The sequence below is a fragment of the Rossellomorea sp. ABR4_004 genome (genome assembly GCF_056159585.1).
In genome coordinates this window covers 326,879-346,158 of the sequence record NZ_JBSWVM010000003.1, presented here as the reverse complement: position 1 = coordinate 346,158, position 19,280 = coordinate 326,879, and the positions used below count along the sequence as shown (strand labels likewise).

The window sequence follows — 19,280 nt, the reverse complement described above, 5'->3', positions numbered from 1 at the left end:
AGGGGGAATTTGAAATGAATTGGTTAATCCGAAATGCACGTATTCTATCAAAGAATGGTGATCTTGAGATAGTGGATGTAAAGGTGGAGAATCAGAAAATCATCGAGATGGGAACAGACCTCAAACGTACCGATCACCAGGAATTTCAAGCAGATGGGTTATTGATTTCCCCAGGATTTGTTGATCTTCATGTCCATTTAAGAGAACCGGGGGGCGAACATAAAGAAACGATCGAAACGGGAACAAAATCTGCTGCCAAGGGTGGTTTCACGACCATCGCTGCAATGCCCAATACAAGACCCGTACCTGACTCTGTAGAAAATCTGCAAGCCCTTAACAAGAAAATCTCTGAAACAGCCAGTGTTCGCGTGTTACCTTATGCCGCCATAACAGAGAGACAAATTGGGAAAACGCTTAATGACTTACCTTCCTTAAAGGAAAATGGAGCATTTGCCTTCACAGATGACGGGGTAGGGGTGCAATCGGCAGGCATGATGTTTGAAGCCATGAAGAAGGCAGCCGGCATCAATGCATCCATAGTGGCCCACTGTGAAGAGAATACCTTGATTTATGGAGGAGCGGTCCATGATGGAACATTCTCCAAAGAGCATGACCTGAAAGGAATACCTTCCATCTGTGAGGCCGTACATATATCCCGGGATGTGCTGCTGGCAGAAGCCGCAGGGGTGCATTATCACGTATGTCATATCTCAACGAAAGAGTCAGTAAGAGTGGTCCGCGATGCTAAAAAAGCCGGGATCAATGTGACAGCTGAAGTAACACCACACCATCTTCTCTTATGTGAAGAGGATATTCCGGGTCTTGATCCGAATTTCAAGATGAACCCGCCGCTTAGAAGCAAAGAAGATCAGCGAGCGTTAATAGAAGGGTTGCTTGATGGAACCATAGACTTTATTGCAACGGATCATGCACCTCATACTGAAGCTGAGAAATCAGAAGGGATGCAGCTCGCTCCTTTCGGAATTGTTGGATTAGAAACAGCCTTTCCGTTACTCTACACACACTTTGTAGAGAAGGGGATCTTTACGTTAAAGCAGTTAATTGATTGGATGACGATTAAACCAAGCAAAGCCTTTAACCTTCCGTTCGGACTACTAGAAGTAGGAGGAGAAGCTGATTTTACGCTTATAGATATACATGAACAAAAAGTGATTGACCCAGATGGATTTTTATCAAAAGGAAAAAACACTCCATTTAAAGGGTGGGAGTGTAAAGGCTTTCCGAAAGCTACTTTTTATCAGGGATCTCTTGTATGGAATGAAGGAGGAAACAAACAATGAAAAGACAACTCATTTTAGATGATGGAACAGTATTCGTAGGAGAAGGCTTTGGAGCGAACAAAGAGACGATTGGAGAAGTGGTATTCAACACAAGTATGACAGGATATCAGGAAATTCTATCAGACCCATCATACTGTGGACAGCTAGTCACTTTAACGTATCCCCTCGTAGGGAACTATGGAATTAATCGCGACGATTTTGAGTCCATCACTCCGGCTATCAAAGCATTCATTGTAAGAGAAGTTGCAGATTTTCCTTCTAACTGGAGAAATGAATCAACATTGGATGAATTATTAAAAGTAAAAGGAATTCCAGGCATTTCTGATATCGATACAAGAAAGTTAACCAGGATCATCAGACAGCATGGGGCAATGAAAGGCATCATTTGTTCAGCAGAGTTGGATCCAAAAGAAATGCTTGAGAAATTGCATGATACTGCACTAAGAACCGATCAAGTCATGCAGGTTTCAACGAAAACAGCATATGCCAGTCCGGGAAGAGGATATCGTGTCGTGTTAATGGATTTTGGGATGAAGCATGGAATCCTGAGAGAATTAAACAAGCGTGATTGTGACGTGATTGTGGTTCCTTATCATACATCAGCGGAAGAGATCCGTCGCTTGCAGCCTGACGGGATCATGCTCTCAAATGGACCGGGGGATCCGAAAGATGTACCGGAAGCGATTGAGACCATTAAAGAGCTACTGGGGGAAATTCCACTGTTCGGAATTTGTTTAGGGCATCAGTTGTTTGCTCTGGCATGTGGGGGAGACTCCTTCAAAATGAAATTTGGTCACCGCGGAGGCAACCATCCGGTAAAAGATCTGACAACTGGAAAAGTAGCACTGACGTCCCAGAACCATGGCTATGCTGTAGATGAAAAGTCATTGGCAGGAACAAGGCTTCAAGTCACTCACATGGCCATCAATGATGGAACAGTAGAAGGTTTAAAGCATTTAGACTTCCCTGCCTTCACGGTTCAGTATCACCCGGAAGCATCTCCTGGACCTGAGGATTCAAATTACTTATTCGATGATTTTTTACAACTTATGAAAGACGAGAAAAGAAAGGAGCTTCAACATGCCTAAACGTACAGACATCAAAAGCATCTTAGTTATCGGAAGTGGACCAATCATCATAGGACAGGCGGCAGAATTCGACTATGCAGGAACTCAAGCGTGTATTGCCTTAAAAGAGGAAGGCTACCGGGTTATTCTAGTAAACTCAAACCCGGCTACAATCATGACCGACGCTGAAATGGCAGACAAAGTGTATATCGAACCACTGACACTGGAGTTTGTCACCAGGATCATCCGTAAAGAACGACCGGATGCCCTACTTCCTACATTAGGTGGTCAAACAGGATTGAACCTGGCTGTTGAACTTGCTAAATCGGGAGTTTTAGAAGAATGCGGAGTTGAAATTCTCGGAACGAAGCTTTCTGCGATCGAGAAAGCGGAAGACCGTGACTTGTTCAGAAACTTGATGAATGAAATGGGAGAGCCCGTTCCGGAAAGTGAAATCATTCATTCCTTAGATGAAGCTTATCAATTTGTGAATGAAATAGGCTATCCGGTCATCGTCCGTCCTGCTTATACATTGGGTGGAACTGGTGGTGGAATCTGCCACAACGAAGAAGAATTGGTAGAGATTGTAAGCTCAGGATTGAAATATAGTCCTGTAACTCAATGTCTACTGGAGAAAAGTATTGCAGGCTTTAAAGAAATAGAATATGAGGTTATGAGAGACGCATCCGATAACGCCATCGTGGTGTGTAATATGGAAAACATCGACCCGGTTGGGATCCATACGGGAGATTCGATTGTTGTAGCACCAAGTCAAACGTTAAGTGACCGTGAGTATCAAATGCTGCGGAATACAAGTTTAAATATTATCCGTGAGTTAGGGATAGAAGGAGGCTGTAACGTACAGCTTGCCCTGGACCCTGACAGCTTCCAGTATTACATCATAGAGGTGAACCCTAGGGTGAGCAGATCATCTGCGCTTGCATCAAAAGCAACGGGATACCCAATTGCCAAGCTTGCAGCAAAAATTGCAGTAGGACTGACCCTGGATGAAATGATGAATCCTGTAACAGGTAAAACATATGCATCATTCGAACCTGCTCTGGACTATATAGTGACGAAAATCCCAAGATGGCCGTTTGATAAATTTGAAGCTGCCAAGCGTAACCTGGGTACGCAAATGAAAGCAACCGGTGAAGTAATGGCGATTGGACGAACGTTCGAAGAGTCACTTCTTAAAGCGATCCGTTCCCTCGAAAGCAATACGTACCATATGGAGTTAAGTGATGCTGAGCAATTTACAGACGAGTGGATCGAGAAGAGAATCCGCAAAGCAGGAGATGAACGACTCTTCTATATCGGGGAAGCACTTAGAAGAGGAGTGACGATTGAAACCATTCACGATTGGAGCAAAATCGATCTTTTCTTCCTGTATAAAATGAATCGAATTGTAGATTTTGAAAAGGAATTGACCTTGCATCCCTTCGACTTTGACTTGGCTCAAAAAGCAAAGAGAATGGGCTTCTCAGACATCACCATTGCCAAGCTATGGAATAGTACAGAAGCAGAATTGTATAGCTGGAGAAAAGAAAATGATTTAACACCTGTCTATAAAATGGTAGATACATGTGCGGCTGAGTTTGAATCAGAAACTCCTTACTTCTATGGAACTTATGAAGATGAGAATGAATCCAAGGTCACATCAAGGGATAGTGTCATCGTTCTTGGGTCAGGACCGATCAGGATCGGTCAGGGAGTTGAATTTGATTACGCAACCGTTCATTCTGTCTGGGCCATTAAAGAAGCGGGGTATGAAGCGATCATCGTAAATAACAATCCAGAAACGGTTTCGACTGACTTCAGTATCTCGGATAAATTATACTTTGAACCTCTTACGGTAGAAGATGTCATGCACATCATTGATCTTGAAAAGCCTAAGGGAGTTGTCGTGCAGTTTGGTGGGCAAACCGCCATCAATCTTGCTGATGAGCTGGTGAGAAGAGGAGTCACGATTCTCGGTACATCCCTTGAAGATTTAGATCGTGCAGAAAACCGGGATAAATTCGAACACACTCTGAACGAACTTGGCATTCCTCAACCTGAAGGAAAGACAGCGGTATCAGTTGAAGGAGCCCTTTCCATTGCTGAACACATCGGATACCCGGTGCTGGTCAGACCATCTTACGTCCTTGGTGGAAGAGCCATGGAGATTGTTTACCGAGAAGAAGAGCTGCTTCAATACATGAAGAATGCAGTAAAGGTCAACCCGCAGCATCCGGTTTTAATCGACCGATACCTGATTGGGAAAGAAATTGAAGTGGATGCGATTTCTGACGGAGTAGACGTAGTCGTACCTGGAATCATGGAGCATATCGAACGGGCTGGGGTTCACTCCGGAGATTCCATCGCGGTGTATCCTCCACAGCAGTTGACAGAGGAACAGAAGCAAACCATAGTCGATTACACGACACGACTCGCAAAAGGGCTAAACATTGTTGGGTTACTGAATATCCAATATGTCATCTCGAAAGGCGAAGTATTTGTTCTGGAAGTGAATCCACGCTCCAGCCGTACAGTGCCATTCATCAGTAAAATCACCAATGTACCTATGGCGAATATTGCAACCAAGTCCATCCTTGGAATCTCCCTGAAGGATCAAGGATATAAATCAGGACTAATACCTGAAAAACATGGTGTCTATGTGAAGGTTCCTGTTTTCTCCTTTGCCAAGCTAAGACGGGTCGACATCACTTTAGGGCCTGAAATGAAATCAACAGGTGAAGTTATGGGCAAAGACCTTACACTGGAAAAAGCCCTCTACAAAGGAATGGTTGCAGCAGGAATGCAAATGAAAGAATATGGATCTGTACTTATGACCGTAGCCGATAAAGACAAAGACGAAGCGGTTCTCCTGGCGCAACGATTTATCGATATCGGGTATCAAATCCTTGCAACAAAAGGTACGGCCGAGCACCTGACAAAAGCAAATATTGCCGTACGTGAAGTGGATAAAATCGGTTCCAGCGGACCAACACTGTTGGATATCATCCAAAGTGGAGAAACACAGCTGGTCATCAATACTTTGACAAAAGGAAAACAACCTGCCCGGGACGGATTTAGAATCCGTAGAGAATCAGTGGAAAACGGCATCCCATGTCTTACATCACTGGACACAGCAGAAGCCATCCTGCGAGTGATTGAATCCATGACATTCTCTGCTGAGGCTCTTCCATCACAACCGAAAATGAGAGAGGCGGTTTTTCAATGATCGTAAATGAAAAGATGGTGGTGCTTTCTCATGAAAGAATAGCTGAAAACATCTTTGAATTAGTTCTACAAGGAGAATTGGTGAGAGAGATCAAAGCTCCCGGACAATTTGTCCATATGAAAGTGGGTACGGGAATCGATCCTTTATTGAGGAGGCCGATTTCCATCGCCTCCCATAGCCATGAAGAACTCACCATGACATTGATCTACCGAGCTGAAGGAAAAGGGACGACAATTCTTTCACAAACGAAAAATGGTGAAATGATAGATGTTTTAGGACCTCTTGGAAATGGGTTCTCAGTGGAAAGTGACAGAAGGACCGCTCTATTAGTAGGTGGGGGAATTGGAGTTCCTCCCCTCTATGGTCTTTCTAAACAGCTGGTTGAAAATGGTTGGGTTGTGAAGCACATCCTCGGTTTTCAAACTGAATCCGTAAGCTTCTATGTGAACAAGTTCAGAGAATTGGGGGAAACCTTTGTCGCTACAGTGGATGGAACACTCGGAACTTCCGGCTTTGTAACAGATGTCTTTCATAAAGAATCTCCGGAATTTGATGTGTTCTACTCATGTGGTCCGACTCCGATGCTGAAAGCACTTCAATCCCAATTGGGTGACAGACGCGGATTCATTTCTTTAGAAGAGCGAATGGGATGCGGAATTGGTGCATGCTTCGCTTGTGTTTGTCACAAACAGGACGATCCACAAGGGTCAAGCTATGTTAAGGTTTGCAGTGACGGACCTGTATTTCCTGTAGGGGTGGTGCTTTTATGAAATCATTAAAAATCGAATTACCGGGATTATCATTAAAAAACCCGGTCATGCCGGCATCAGGCTGCTTTGGATTTGGACGTGAATACAGTCAATTCTATGATTTAAGCGAGCTCGGGGCTATCATGATCAAAGCGACGACGGAAGAAGCTCGTTTTGGAAATCCGACTCCACGTGTTGCAGAAACGAATGCAGGGATGCTCAACGCAATTGGGTTACAAAATCCCGGACTCACAGGGGTGATGGAAAACGAGCTTCCATGGCTTTCCAAGTACGATGTACCGATCATTGCAAATGTGGCTGGTTCCCAAATGGAGGATTACGTGGAGGTGGCAAGAGTCATCTCAACCGCTGAAAACGTTAAGGCCCTTGAATTGAATATCTCTTGCCCAAATGTAAAAACAGGGGGAATAGCCTTCGGTACCATCCCCGAAGTGGCAAAAGAATTGACCGAGAGAGTAAAAGAAGTCACCCATGTCCCACTTTATGTAAAGCTATCACCGAATGTCTCCAATATTGTCGAAATGGCCAAGGCTGTCGAAGCAGGGGGAGCAGACGGCCTTACGATGATCAATACACTCCTCGGGATGAGACTGGATATGAAGACTGGAAAGCCGATCCTGGCAAATAAAACAGGGGGATTATCCGGCCCAGCCATTAAACCGGTTGCGATCCGTATGATTTATGAAGTAAGTCAACAGGTGGATCTTCCGATTATCGGAATGGGGGGCATACAAACTGCTGAAGATGTGATTGAATATTTTTACGCAGGAGCAAGTGCCGTGGCCGTCGGAACAGCAAACTTTGTGGATCCATTCGTGTGTCAACGCATCATAAAAGATTTACCTCCATTACTTGATGAATTGGGAGTGGCCCATATATCTCAACTGACCGGAAGGAGCTGGGGGAAGCATGAATCAAAAGCCGTTTATAGCTCTTGATTTCCCAACGTGGGAGAAGACATCAATCTTTTTAGATCAATTTTCAGAGAGTTTAAATGTAAAAGTCGGTATGGAGCTGTACCTTCAAAATGGACCGGTTATCATTGAAAAGATCTTAAATAAAAATCATCGTATTTTCCTTGACCTAAAGCTACATGACATTCCCAATACAGTATACGGCGCCATGAAGGGACTTGCCGGGTTCGACCTTGATCTGATCAATGTGCATGCTGCAGGGGGAAGTTTAATGATGGAAAAGGCATTGGAAGGTTTACACGCCGGCACACCAGCCAATCATTCACGCACAAAACTGATTGCCGTCACCCAGTTAACGTCAACAACGGAAGAACAAATGCAGGAAGAGCAACTAATACCTAAAACGATCAATGAATCTGTCTTACATTATGCCCACCTGTCCAAAGTGGCTGGTCTTGATGGAGTGGTATGTTCTCCTCACGAATCTTCTCTTATAAAAGAACATTGTGGTGAAGATTTTATTCGGGTCACTCCTGGGATCAGGCTACCAGATGATCAAAAAGGAGACCAAAAAAGAGTCACCACACCACGTATGGCAAAAGAAATGGGATCTTCTTTCATTGTCGTAGGAAGAAGTATTACTGGAGCAAGTAATCCTGTGGAAGCATATGAACGAATTGTACATGAATGGGAGGGCCTCTAAATGAAACAAGAAATCGCCAAAAAATTATTAGACATCGAAGCCGTATTCTTAAACCCGTCGGAGCCTTTTACATGGTCATCAGGAATCAAGTCCCCGATTTATTGTGATAATCGACTGACCTTATCTTATCCTGCTGTGCGGGATGAAATATCTACGGGCCTTGTTGAGATTATTAAGAAGCAGTTCCCGGATGTGGAAGTCATTGCAGGGACTGCAACAGCTGGAATTCCACATGCTGCATGGGTAAGTGAAAAACTAAACCTGCCGATGTGTTATGTTCGCTCGAAAGCGAAAGCTCACGGAAAAGGAAAGCAAATTGAAGGGAAAGCAACTCCTGGTCAAAAAGTGGTCGTGGTTGAAGACCTCATCTCGACAGGCGGTAGCTGTATCACAGCTGTAAACGCCTTAAGAGAAGCGGGCTGCGACGTATTAGGGGTGGCTGCCATTTTTACCTACGAGTTAGAAAAAGGGAAAAGCATGCTTGAAGATCATGATATAAAGGCATATGCTCTCTCCGATTACTCAAGCTTATTGGATGTAGCGCTTCAAAACTCGATCATTCGGGAAGAAGAGCTTGAACAATTGAAGCTTTGGAGTGAAAACCCGGAGAAATGGGGCAGTTAAGGTGGAAAGCAACTCTTTTGTGAGTTGCTTTTAGTTTTTTATGAGGGAAAAACAAAAGCACTCCCACCCTTTTTCAGACTGAGTGAAAATGCTTCATTCATACATATCAATTCTTCAGCGAACGGACCAAATCCAAATCAGGTGTCACATATACCGTTTGCTGTCCTTCGTAAATGACAAAGCCGGGCTTGGCTCCTTTTGGTTTCTTTACCTGTTTGACTTCAGTGAAATCAACAGGCACCGAGCTTGATTCCCTTGCTTTACTAAAGTAGGCAGCAATTTTAGCTGCTTCCTTAATCGTCTCCTGGGAAGGATCCGGACTCTTGATTACAACGTGTGAGCCTGGAATATCTTTCGTATGAAGCCATATATCCTCTTTTCCTGCGACTCTGTTGGTTAAATAATCATTTTGTTTATTGTTTTTTCCCACCAAGATTTGTGTGCCGTCGCTGGAAGTGTAGTTTTCTAGAACAGGTTTCACATTGGCCTTTTTCTTTTTCGTTTGTTTACGGACCCTCAGGTAGCCTTCTTCCTCCAGCTCTTCTCTTATTTCTTCAACGTCTTTTGTGGATGCCGATTCTAATTGTTGAAGTAATTGTTCTAAGTAGACAATCTCTTCGTCGGCTTTTTCAATTTGCTCATGTACGATTTTTACTGCATTCTTTGCTTTTTGATAGCGTGAAAAATAGTTTTGGGCATTTTCTGATGGAGACTTTTGCGGGTTGAGGGGGATCATGATACTTTCCCCGTTTTCATCATAATAATTTACCACGCTAACCTCAGTCATTCCACGTTCAACCGCATATAAATTAGACGTAAGGAGTTCACCAAGCAATTGATACCGATCTGCCTGCTTTGCATCCTCCAACGTTTTCTTTAATTTTTCAATTTTATTTACATTTTTATCCCGTTCGTTTCGGATGAAACGTTCCAAGTCATTTCCTTGTTGCTTCACCCGGTCCCGTGCAGCCTTCTGATAGAAGAAACGGTCCAATAATTCACTTAACGAAGGAAAGGTTTGTTTCTCTCCTTGCAGATGTTCAAGATCCATCCAGTAAAACGTTTCTTTCCCGCCGCTAATGAGGGTAGGTGTAGTGTCATTCGATTTAGCATACTGAATCAATTCTAAGAATGATTCAGAAATCGTAGACTGGTTACCGATTCCTGCACGGTGAACAACCTCTTTTGCGTAAAGAGGAGAAATGCCTGCAAAAGCTTGGACAATCTGCTTATCCAGTTTGCCGGAGTTAAAGTCCAGTGCTCTCAAGACATCTTCACTGGTAGCATGAAGTGGATTTTTTTTATCTTGTTGTGGTGGTAAAACATATGTATGACCAGGCAAGACAGTACGGTGTGTATTCATACTAGGTGATATATGCTTGATACTATCCAGAATCATATTTCGTTCTTTATCAACTAAGATGATGTTACTATGGCGTCCCATTACTTCGATGATTAATTGTTTGTACGAAATATCTCCGATTTCATTTCTGCCCTTCACTTCAATTATGATCATCCGATCCAATTCAACCTGTTTGATCCCCTCTACAATATACCCTTCCAGGTGCTTTCGTAAGAGCATACAGAACATGGGAGGGACAGAAGGATTTTCATAGTTTTCTTTTGTTATTTGTACCCTTGAATAACTGGGGTGGGCGGATAATAAAACTTTGTGATTTTTTCCATTCGCCCGGATGATCATGATGATTTCATTTTTGTAGGGTTGGTGTATTTTATTGATCCGTCCGTGCAATAAGTTCTCATTCAATTCTTTCGTCATGCTTCTAGTAAATAATCCATCAAATGACATATATAACATCCTTTGCTTTATACGATTTCGGTGTATTTTAAATCTGCCAGGCTTGATCTTGGTATTTCTGTATCAAATGTAACCGATTTTACCCCGCTCATAGGTAAAATGCAAAACATACGTAAATCATATCATTTTTTAGGACGAGTCTGAATAAGAATGCTATGAGAAGGACAACTTTTCGTATCGTAGGAGGAGAGTGACATGGTTGCATGAAATTTCATGAGATGAGACAAGAGGACATAGAGCAGTCATTAAATACCAATTATCAAGAGGGGCTTTCAACAGATGATGTAGCAAAGAGACGGAAACAATTTGGGTACAATCAATTGGAGGAAGCTGAGAAGCAGTCAGCTTTGTTATTATTTTTCAGTCAATTTAAGGACTTTATGGTTCTTGTGTTATTGGCAGCCACACTCATTTCAGGTTTACTGGGAGAATACATCGATGCGATTGCCATCATAGCCATTGTGTTAATAAACGGTTTTTTAGGTTTTTTTCAAGAACGTAAAGCAGAGAGGTCCCTGCAGGCTTTAAAGGAACTTTCAGCACCTCAGGTATCGGTGTTGAGGGATGGTAAGTGGGTAAAAGTTGTTTCTAAAGAGGTCATTATCGGTGATATCATCCGCTTTGGAAGCGGGGATCGGATCGGGGCAGATGTGCGCCTCATTGAAACGAACAATCTTGAAATAGAAGAATCTGCTTTAACAGGGGAATCTTTACCTGTAACAAAATCGACGAACCCCGTCAATGGTGAAAACATGAGTCTCGGAGACTTAGAGAATATGGCTTTTATGGGGACGATGGTAACAAGGGGTAATGGTATAGGCGTTGTGACATCGATCGGAATGAAGACAGCCATGGGACAAATCGCTGATATGATTCAAAAGGCTGAAACGATGATAACCCCACTTCAAAGAAAACTTGAAGAGTTAGGGAAAATACTGATTTCCGTTGCCCTCGTGTTAACAGCTTTGGTCGTGGGAATCGGTGTTATTCAGGGTCACGATATGTACACAATGTTCTTAGCGGGGGTTTCTTTGGCAGTTGCGGCCATTCCAGAAGGTCTACCTGCCATTGTAACCGTTGCCCTTTCCCTCGGCGTTCAGCGAATGATCAAGAAGAAAGCGATTGTACGAAAGCTGCCGGCTGTTGAAACATTAGGTTGTGCATCAGTAATTTGCTCAGATAAAACAGGAACTCTGACTCAAAACAAGATGACGGTGACACATCTTTGGAGTGGAGGCAGAACGTGGACGGTAACAGGGACCGGGTATGAACCGGATGGCCAATTTTACAGCGGAGACCAAAGGGTAACACCTCACAGTGAAAATGCCCTTCAACAATTATTAACTTTTGGTATGCTATGCAATCATGCGGAACTTGTAACACGAGAAGAAAACTTTGTAGTCGACGGGGATCCTACAGAAGGGGCTCTTCTTGTGGCGGGGTTAAAAGCTGGATTGAGTCGGGAATCTTTGCAGAAGAAGTTTACGATTGTAAAAGAATTCCCCTTTGACTCTACAAGAAAGATGATGAGTATCATCGTTGTCGACCAAAACGGGAAACATTTCTCTGTAACGAAAGGTGCTCCCGACGTTTTAGCAGGCAAAAGCGAAACCATCTTGTGGGAAGGAAGACTTCAATATAAATCAGCTGAAATATTCCAAAAAGTAGAAGATGCAATCAGTGAAATGTCGTCCAATGCTCTTCGAAACATTGCGATTGCTTATAAACCCCTCAATGAAAGATCCATTGAAGGGATCAAAGAAAGTGACATTGAAGAAGGGGTGACCTTCATTGGCTTACAAGGTATGATTGATCCTCCGAGACCTGAAGTGAAGCAGGCAGTGAAAGAGTGTCGCGCAGCCGGCATTAAGACGGTGATGATTACAGGGGATCATATTCTAACAGCTAAAGCGATTGCCAAACAACTAGGAATTTTAAAAAACAAGGATCGCGTTCTGGATGGAAAAGCATTGAATCAAATGGAAGTACATGAACTGGAAGAAATCGTGGAAGAGGTTTCGGTTTTTGCACGTGTTTCTCCTGAGCATAAATTAAAAATCGTCAAAGCCCTTCAAAACAGGGGGCATGTGGTGGCGATGACCGGAGATGGTGTAAATGATGCTCCGGCAATAAAATCTTCGGATATTGGTGTAGCCATGGGAATTACCGGGACAGATGTATCCAAGGAATCTTCCGCCCTTGTCCTTTTGGATGATAACTTTGCAACGATTAAATCAGCCATCCAGGAAGGCAGAAACATCTATGAAAATATCAGGAAGTTTATTCGGTACCTGCTGGCATCAAATGTAGGGGAAATTCTCGTCATGCTATTTGCCATGATCCTGGCCCTTCCACTTCCATTGGTGCCGATCCAGATTCTTTGGGTGAACCTTGTGACAGATGGACTTCCTGCCATGGCACTTGGTCTTGATAAGCCGGAAGATGATGTAATGAAGAGGAAACCAAGGCATCCAAAAGAAGGCGTGTTTGCCAGAGGATTAGGCTGGAAGGTAGTTTCAAGGGGCTTCTTAATCGGAGGTGTCACTCTACTTGCCTTCATATTGTCGTATAAGACTCACCCCGATCACTTGGCATATGCTCAAACCGTTGCCTTTGCTACATTGGTGATGGCACAGCTTATTCATGTGTTTGACTGTCGAAGTGAAGTTTCTGTATTTTCAAGAAATCCCTTCGGAAACATGTATCTTGTGTGGGCCGTGTTATCTTCACTCGTATTGATGCTTCTCGTGATTTACATCCCATCCTTGCAGCCGATCTTCCATACAGTACCAATCGTGTTAAAGGACTGGTTCTTGATCATTGGTTTAAGCTCGGTTCCAACGTTTTTACTGGCAGGGTCATTTTTTGCAAGAAAAAAACAGTGAAATGTGGTATAATCCAAAAGGTAATAGAGAATAACCTCTATTACCTTTTTTATATAGTGAGAGTGCAAGCATGAAATCAGTTGATCTACATACGAATATCGTCAAAAGATTGGATGTGATCGTAATGGTTGTCAGTATGACAGGCTTTGGAAGAAGCAAGGTAGACTCTGAACAACATACTGTAACAGTTGAAATGAAATCCGTTAATCACAGGTTTAGTGAATGTTTCATAAGGATGCCCCGACAATTAATGAGACTTGAGGATAAAATTAAAAAACAAGTATCCCAGTCCGTTAAGAGAGGGAAAGTTGATATTTTCATCACCATTACGGGCGATGGCTTAGTACATAAAAATCTACATATTGACTGGAAGCTCATTCAAGATTATTATCAGTTAGTAAATAAAGTGAAAGAAACCTTCTCCCTAAAAGATGAACTGCAATTATCCCACCTCTTAAACAGGGAAGAATTTGTGATGATCGAAGAAATGGAAGAGGAAAACGAAGAGCTTGAGCAGTTGGTGTTAAAAGCTGTAGAACAAGCGGCGAATGACCTTAGACAAATGCGTGAAAAAGAAGGAGAGCTCCTCAAGAAAGATTTTCTCACTCATCTCAATCATTTTGAGACCAAAATTGGTGAGCTTGCCGATCATGCTCCTAAAGTTGTCGATCAGTATAGAGAACGGTTAAGAAAAAGGATTCTTGAATACAATGAAACTTCCTTCGATGAGAGTCGTTTGCTTACTGAGGTTGCCATTTTTGCTGATAAATCGGATATTACCGAGGAATTGACGAGATTAGAAAGTCATATTCAGTACTTTGATTCCTCATTGACCGGTGAAGGAACTGTAGGAAGGAAGCTGGATTTCATGATTCAGGAAATGAACCGGGAAGTGAACACGATTGGTTCGAAAGCAAACGATTCCTTCATTGCCACGATTGTTGTGGAACTGAAATCAACACTGGAGAAGCTAAGGGAACAAGTGCAAAATGTAGAATAAGAAGTTTAGTTTCCTGTCATTCCGGCGAAACTAAACTATTGATTAGGAGGAGCGTTATGTCGATTAAGCTCATCAATATAGGATTTGGAAATATTGTTTCAGCTAACCGGATCATCTCAATTGTAAGTCCCGAATCAGCACCGATCAAACGCCTGATTCAAGATGCAAGAGACCGGGGAACACTCGTTGATGCTACATACGGAAGAAGAACAAGGGCGGTTATTATTACGGATAGCGATCACGTTATTCTTTCAGCTGTTCAACCCGAAACCGTTGCTCATCGTTTAACTGATAAAGAGGATCTAGTAGAAGAAGGGCAGGGTAAATAAATGAAAGAAAAAGGATTGCTGATCGTTCTTTCCGGACCTTCAGGTGTAGGAAAAGGAACCGTTCGTAAAGCGATTTTTTCCCAAGAAGATACAAAGTTTGAATATTCCATCTCCATGACCACTCGTAATCCCCGTGAAGGAGAAGTGGATGGTGTAGATTATTTCTTTAAATCAAGAGAAGAGTTTGAAGTGCTTATAGAGCAAGGGAAACTGTTGGAGTATGCAGAGTTCGTTGGAAATTATTATGGCACTCCTGTTGATTACGTTCGAGAAACACTTGATGCAGGAAGAGATGTTTTCCTTGAAATTGAAGTACAAGGTGCTCAGCAGGTCAGGGATAAATTCCCTGAAGGTTTATTTATCTTCCTGGCACCCCCTAGTCTTTCTGAACTTCAGAATCGCCTCGTAACCAGAGGAACCGAAACGGATGATTTGATTCAGGGTAGAATGAATACTGCAAGAAAAGAAATTGAAATGATGAATCTGTATGATTACATTGTTGAAAATGATCAAATTGAACATGCGGTTGGCAAGATTAAATCCATCGTTCAAGCAGAACACTGCAAACGGGAAAGAGTGCAACAACGATACTTAAATATGCTGGAGGTTGAATAAATGTTAAACCCATCCATTGATTCATTAATGAAGAAGATCGATTCTAAATATTCGTTGGTCAGTATTGCTGCTAAGAGAGCAAGAAACCTGCAAGATACCGGTGATTACCGTTTGAACCAATATGAGTCTCATAAGTATGTAGGAAAGGCCCTTGAAGAAATTCAGGCGGGTCAATTATCTATGAAAGAAAGAGATGCCAAAGCGGTTTATTCTGATGAATAAGCGTCATCATGCTTAATGAAAAACTCTAGGGGGGTTGACTCGAAAGATTACATGATCTTTCGGGACAACCCTATTTTCTTTTTCTATCAATATCCTTCATAATAAAGGAAGGATAAAGTGTAATGGGGGAAAGTAGAATGATCAAGGGGAAAAAAATACTGTTATGTGTATCTGGTGGAATCGCTGTATATAAAGCGGCTGCTTTAACGAGCAAACTGGTCCAAAGCGGTGCCGAAGTGAAGGTCATCATGACAGAATCAGCACGAAAATTTGTGGCTCCACTTACTTTTCAGGCATTATCCCGTCAAGATGTATACTGGGATACCTTTGATGAAAAGGATTCGTCGAAGATTGCTCATATCGACTTAGCTGACTGGGCAGATCTTGTACTGGTTGCACCAGCCACTGCCAATATCATTGGGAAGCTTGCGAACGGAATTGCAGATGACATGATTTCAACAACCATTTTGGCAACGACAGCGAAAGTATGGATTGCCCCAGCAATGAATGTACATATGTATGATCACCCGGCGGTGAAGCGGAATATTGAGACCCTTTATGAGTTTGGATACCGATTTGTAGAACCAAGTGAAGGATATCTAGCTTGTGGATACGTTGGAAAAGGAAGATTAGAAGAACCTGAGAAAGTAGTGGAACTGGTTGATCGCTATTTTTCCAATCGTGATAGTGAAAGGAAGATTTTACAGGGGAAAAAAGTCGTCATAACTGCCGGACCGACAAGAGAAATGGTCGATCCCGTTCGTTTCTTTTCCAATCGCTCAACAGGGAAGATGGGCTACGCCCTTGCAGAGGCGGCTGTGTCTTTTGGGGCAGAGGTTGTCTTGATTTCCGGACCGTCTCAATTACCCGTTCCAAGTGGCATTGAATTTGTCTCCGTAACAAGTGCTGAAGAGATGTACAATGCTGTGCATGAAGCGTTTCCAACAGCTGATATCGTCGTGAAGAGCGCTGCAGTCGCTGATTATCGTCCGAAAGAAACCTTCGAGGATAAGTTGAAGAAAAAAGAGGGTAATCTAGTGATTGAATTTGAACGTACAAAGGATATATTAATGAGTCTTGGTGAGCGCAAGAAACATCAATATCTAATCGGATTTGCGGCCGAAACATCGAACGTTTACGAGTATGCGAAAGCAAAGCTTGAGAAAAAGCGGGCAAATATGATTGTGGCAAATAATGTAAAAGAGTCGGGTTCAGGGTTTGGGACGGACACGAACAAAGTATCGATTGTAACAAGCGAAGGTAACATTCTAGAGCTGCCATTATTATCAAAGGTAGAGGTAGCGAAAGAAATCTATAAAGAAGCGATCCGGCAGATGAAGAAGGGTTCCACACATGAACGTAGCTAGTGTCATTGTAGATGTGCCTGCCATGCAGACGGATCGAACCTACGACTATAGTATTCCGGCTGAATGGAGAGGCAGCATCGTTCCCGGCATGAGAGTCATCGTTCCTTTTGGACCAAGGAAAATTCAAGGCTTTGTCATTGAATTAAAGGAAAAAGGAGAAGTCTCTAAACTGAAATCGATAGTTGAGCCGATGGACCTTGTACCGGTCCTGAATAAAGAACTATTAACATTGGGGAACTGGCTTACTGAGAAGACCCTCTGCTTTAAAATCTCAGCATTTCAAGCGATGCTTCCGGCAGCCATGAAAGCAAAATATGAAAAATTCTTCCAACTCGAGGGAGGGAAGAGTCCGGGTGAACTTCACCTTTTGCTCCAACCCTTCTTTCAGAATGCAAGGGAAGTGTCCTGGAAAGCAATCGAGGAAAACGGTCTGCTTCCTCTCGTTCATAAGGAGGTAAAACAAGGTTCGGTAGAAGTGATTTACAGAGTGAAAGCGAAGGGCAATAAGAAAACGGTCCGAAAACTGTATCTTAATGTAACTGAAGGTGATTTAGAGGAAGTGAAGAATAGTCTGCCTCCTCAAGCAAGTAAGCAGAAACAAATCATAGAATACATGAGTGACTCTGCTCCTGGTGGGGACGGGATCCTTGCCTCAACCCTCCTTGAAGAGATGGCGACTACTTCCTCTACGGTTAAATCGTTAGTCAATAAAGGGGTTTTGATAGAGAAGAATGTTGAAATGTATCGTGATCCCTTTGAAAACAGGACGTTCGAGAAGACCTCGCCGCTTTCGTTAACGGTTCAACAGGACCGGGCGATCAGTCCAATACTGAACACCATTGAAGAAGAAAAACATCACACATTACTTCTTTATGGAGTAACAGGCAGTGGTAAAACGGAAATTTATCTTCAATCCATTCAACGGGTCTTGCAAGAAGGTAAGGAAGCGATTGTATTAGTCCCTGAAATCTCCCTTACCCCCCAAATGGTTCACAGGTTCAAGGGCCGGTTCGGAAATGATGTAGCTGTTCTCCATAGCGGTTTGTCAGTTGGTGAAAAGTATGATGAATGGAGAAAGATTCAGCGGAAGGAAGTAAAAGTGGTGGTTGGTGCCCGTTCTGCTGTTTTTGCTCCCTTTGAAAATATCGGGATCATCATTATTGATGAAGAGCATGAGACAAGTTACAAGCAAGAAGAAAATCCACGTTATCATGCCAGGGACGTGGCCATTTATAGAGGGGAATACCATCGATGCCCAGTCATTTTGGGAAGCGCAACCCCCTCTTTAGAATCCTTTGCTCGAGCATCAAAAGGTGTGTATGGGCTCCTCACGCTGGATAAACGGATGAATGATGGACCACTTCCTTCCGTTGATATTGTTGATATGAGAGAGGAACTGAGGAAGGGGAACCGTTCCATGTTCTCAACTGAACTTTTCGAAAAGCTTCAGGACAGAATGGAGAAAGGGGAACAAACCGTTCTTTTTCTTAATAGAAGAGGACATTCATCATTCATCATGTGTAGAGATTGTGGTTTTGTCCTTCAATGTCCTAACTGTGATATCTCTTTAACCTATCATCGCTTTTCAAACGGCATGAAATGTCATTACTGCGGCTACGAAGAAGGAGTTCCCACTACTTGTCCTGAGTGTACGAGTGAGCATATCCGTTATTTCGGGACAGGAACTCAAAAAGTAGAGGAAGAATTGACGAAACTGATCCCCGAGGCTCGTATCATTCGCATGGATGTGGACACAACCTCCCGAAAAGGGTCACACGAAAAGCTATTGACAGCCTTTGAAGAAGGGAAAGCAGATATACTCCTTGGTACACAAATGATTGCCAAGGGCCTGGATTTTCCGAATATCACTCTCGTCGGGGTCCTCAGTGCGGATACGATGCTTCATCTGCCGGACTTCAGGGCTGCAGAGAAGACCTTTCAATTGCTCACTCAAGTAAGCGGACGTGCAGGCAGGCACACTCTGCCGGGAGAAGTCGTGATTCAAACGTATACACCGGAGCACTATTCAATCGAGTTAGCGTCTAATCATGATTACAACCGGTTTTATCAACAGGAAATGATGATGAGGAAAATGGGCTCCTATCCTCCCTTTTACTACATTTCTCTCGTCACACTAAGTCATGAAGATTTAATGAAAGTTGTGGATATTGCAGAAAAGATGACGAAATATATTCGTTCAAAGCTATCCGAAACAACGATCATTCTTGGACCCGTGGCGTCACCGATCCCCAGGATAAAGAATAGATATCGGTATCAATGTTTGATAAAATACAAGCGGGAACCAAATCTTGGTACTACGTTGAAAACAGTTTTAGATCAATACCAACAACAATATGCGTCTCAAGGATTAACAATCTCCATAGATGTGAACCCTTATATGATGATGTAACTATATTTTTTACGGAAAAATGGAGGAG

15 protein-coding genes are annotated in these 19,280 nt (G+C 42.9%); 14 read left to right on the top strand and 1 reads right to left on the bottom strand.

Going from position 1 to position 19,280, the window contains the following annotated elements:
* The first annotated feature begins 14 nt into the window (after positions 1–14).
* From ACXAF2_RS18725 to pyrE, 7 genes are read left to right on the top strand one after another with little or no spacing between them, the layout of a single operon-like run.
* Positions 15–1,301 (top strand): dihydroorotase, encoded by a 1,287-nt coding sequence (locus ACXAF2_RS18725; RefSeq protein ID WP_475140926.1) that lies wholly within the window; start codon positions 15–17, stop codon positions 1,299–1,301.
* On the top strand, positions 1,298–2,389 hold the full coding sequence (locus ACXAF2_RS18720; protein ID WP_475140924.1) for a carbamoyl phosphate synthase small subunit: 1,092 nt from the start codon (positions 1,298–1,300) through the stop codon (positions 2,387–2,389). The genes ACXAF2_RS18725 and ACXAF2_RS18720 overlap by 4 nt, the downstream gene beginning before the upstream one ends.
* Positions 2,382–5,594, top strand: coding sequence for a carbamoyl-phosphate synthase large subunit (gene carB, locus ACXAF2_RS18715; RefSeq protein WP_475140923.1), 3,213 nt, complete (start codon positions 2,382–2,384; stop codon positions 5,592–5,594). The genes ACXAF2_RS18720 and carB overlap by 8 nt, the downstream gene beginning before the upstream one ends.
* Entirely contained in the window at positions 5,591–6,364 is a 774-nt protein-coding gene (locus ACXAF2_RS18710) for a dihydroorotate dehydrogenase electron transfer subunit (protein ID WP_475140921.1), read from the top strand. The genes carB and ACXAF2_RS18710 overlap by 4 nt, the downstream gene beginning before the upstream one ends.
* Entirely contained in the window at positions 6,361–7,302 is a 942-nt protein-coding gene (locus ACXAF2_RS18705) for a dihydroorotate dehydrogenase (RefSeq protein WP_475140919.1), read from the top strand. Before ACXAF2_RS18710 ends, ACXAF2_RS18705 begins: the two co-directional genes overlap by 4 nt.
* Positions 7,274–7,981, top strand: coding sequence for an orotidine-5'-phosphate decarboxylase (gene pyrF, locus ACXAF2_RS18700; RefSeq protein ID WP_475140918.1), 708 nt, complete (start codon positions 7,274–7,276; stop codon positions 7,979–7,981). The genes ACXAF2_RS18705 and pyrF overlap by 29 nt, the downstream gene beginning before the upstream one ends.
* Entirely contained in the window at positions 7,982–8,605 is a 624-nt protein-coding gene (gene pyrE, locus ACXAF2_RS18695; protein ID WP_475140916.1) for an orotate phosphoribosyltransferase, read from the top strand. It begins immediately after the preceding gene.
* Between the two features lie 106 nt (positions 8,606–8,711).
* Here pyrE and ACXAF2_RS18690 read toward each other — a convergent pair whose 3' ends face one another.
* Complete coding sequence (locus ACXAF2_RS18690; RefSeq protein WP_475140914.1) at positions 8,712–10,415, bottom strand: Rqc2 family fibronectin-binding protein; 1,704 nt, start codon at positions 10,413–10,415, stop codon at positions 8,712–8,714.
* 212 nt (positions 10,416–10,627) lie between these two features.
* Here ACXAF2_RS18690 and ACXAF2_RS18685 point away from each other — a divergent pair, with 212 nt between their 5' ends.
* From ACXAF2_RS18685 to priA, 7 genes are all read left to right on the top strand, one after another.
* Entirely contained in the window at positions 10,628–13,309 is a 2,682-nt protein-coding gene (locus tag ACXAF2_RS18685; protein ID WP_475140912.1) for a cation-translocating P-type ATPase, read from the top strand.
* A 124-nt stretch (positions 13,310–13,433) separates the two neighbouring features.
* Positions 13,434–14,309, top strand: a complete 876-nt coding sequence (locus ACXAF2_RS18680) for a YicC/YloC family endoribonuclease (RefSeq protein ID WP_475141293.1) — start codon at positions 13,434–13,436, stop codon at positions 14,307–14,309.
* A 56-nt stretch (positions 14,310–14,365) separates the two neighbouring features.
* A complete protein-coding gene (gene remA, locus ACXAF2_RS18675; RefSeq protein WP_034755776.1) occupies positions 14,366–14,638 on the top strand; it encodes an extracellular matrix/biofilm regulator RemA in 273 nt (90 codons plus the stop codon).
* Complete coding sequence (gene gmk, locus ACXAF2_RS18670; protein WP_148968692.1) at positions 14,639–15,253, top strand: guanylate kinase; 615 nt, start codon at positions 14,639–14,641, stop codon at positions 15,251–15,253.
* Positions 15,254–15,475 carry a DNA-directed RNA polymerase subunit omega gene (gene rpoZ, locus ACXAF2_RS18665; protein ID WP_148968693.1) on the top strand — a complete coding sequence of 74 codons (222 nt, stop codon included), beginning with the start codon at positions 15,254–15,256 and terminating at the stop codon, positions 15,473–15,475.
* Between the two features lie 137 nt (positions 15,476–15,612).
* Positions 15,613–16,842, top strand: coding sequence for a bifunctional phosphopantothenoylcysteine decarboxylase/phosphopantothenate--cysteine ligase CoaBC (coaBC, locus tag ACXAF2_RS18660; RefSeq protein ID WP_475140909.1), 1,230 nt, complete (start codon positions 15,613–15,615; stop codon positions 16,840–16,842).
* A complete protein-coding gene (gene priA, locus ACXAF2_RS18655) occupies positions 16,829–19,252 on the top strand; it encodes a primosomal protein N' (protein ID WP_475140907.1) in 2,424 nt (807 codons plus the stop codon). The genes coaBC and priA overlap by 14 nt, the downstream gene beginning before the upstream one ends.
* Positions 19,253–19,280: the final 28 nt, after the last annotated feature.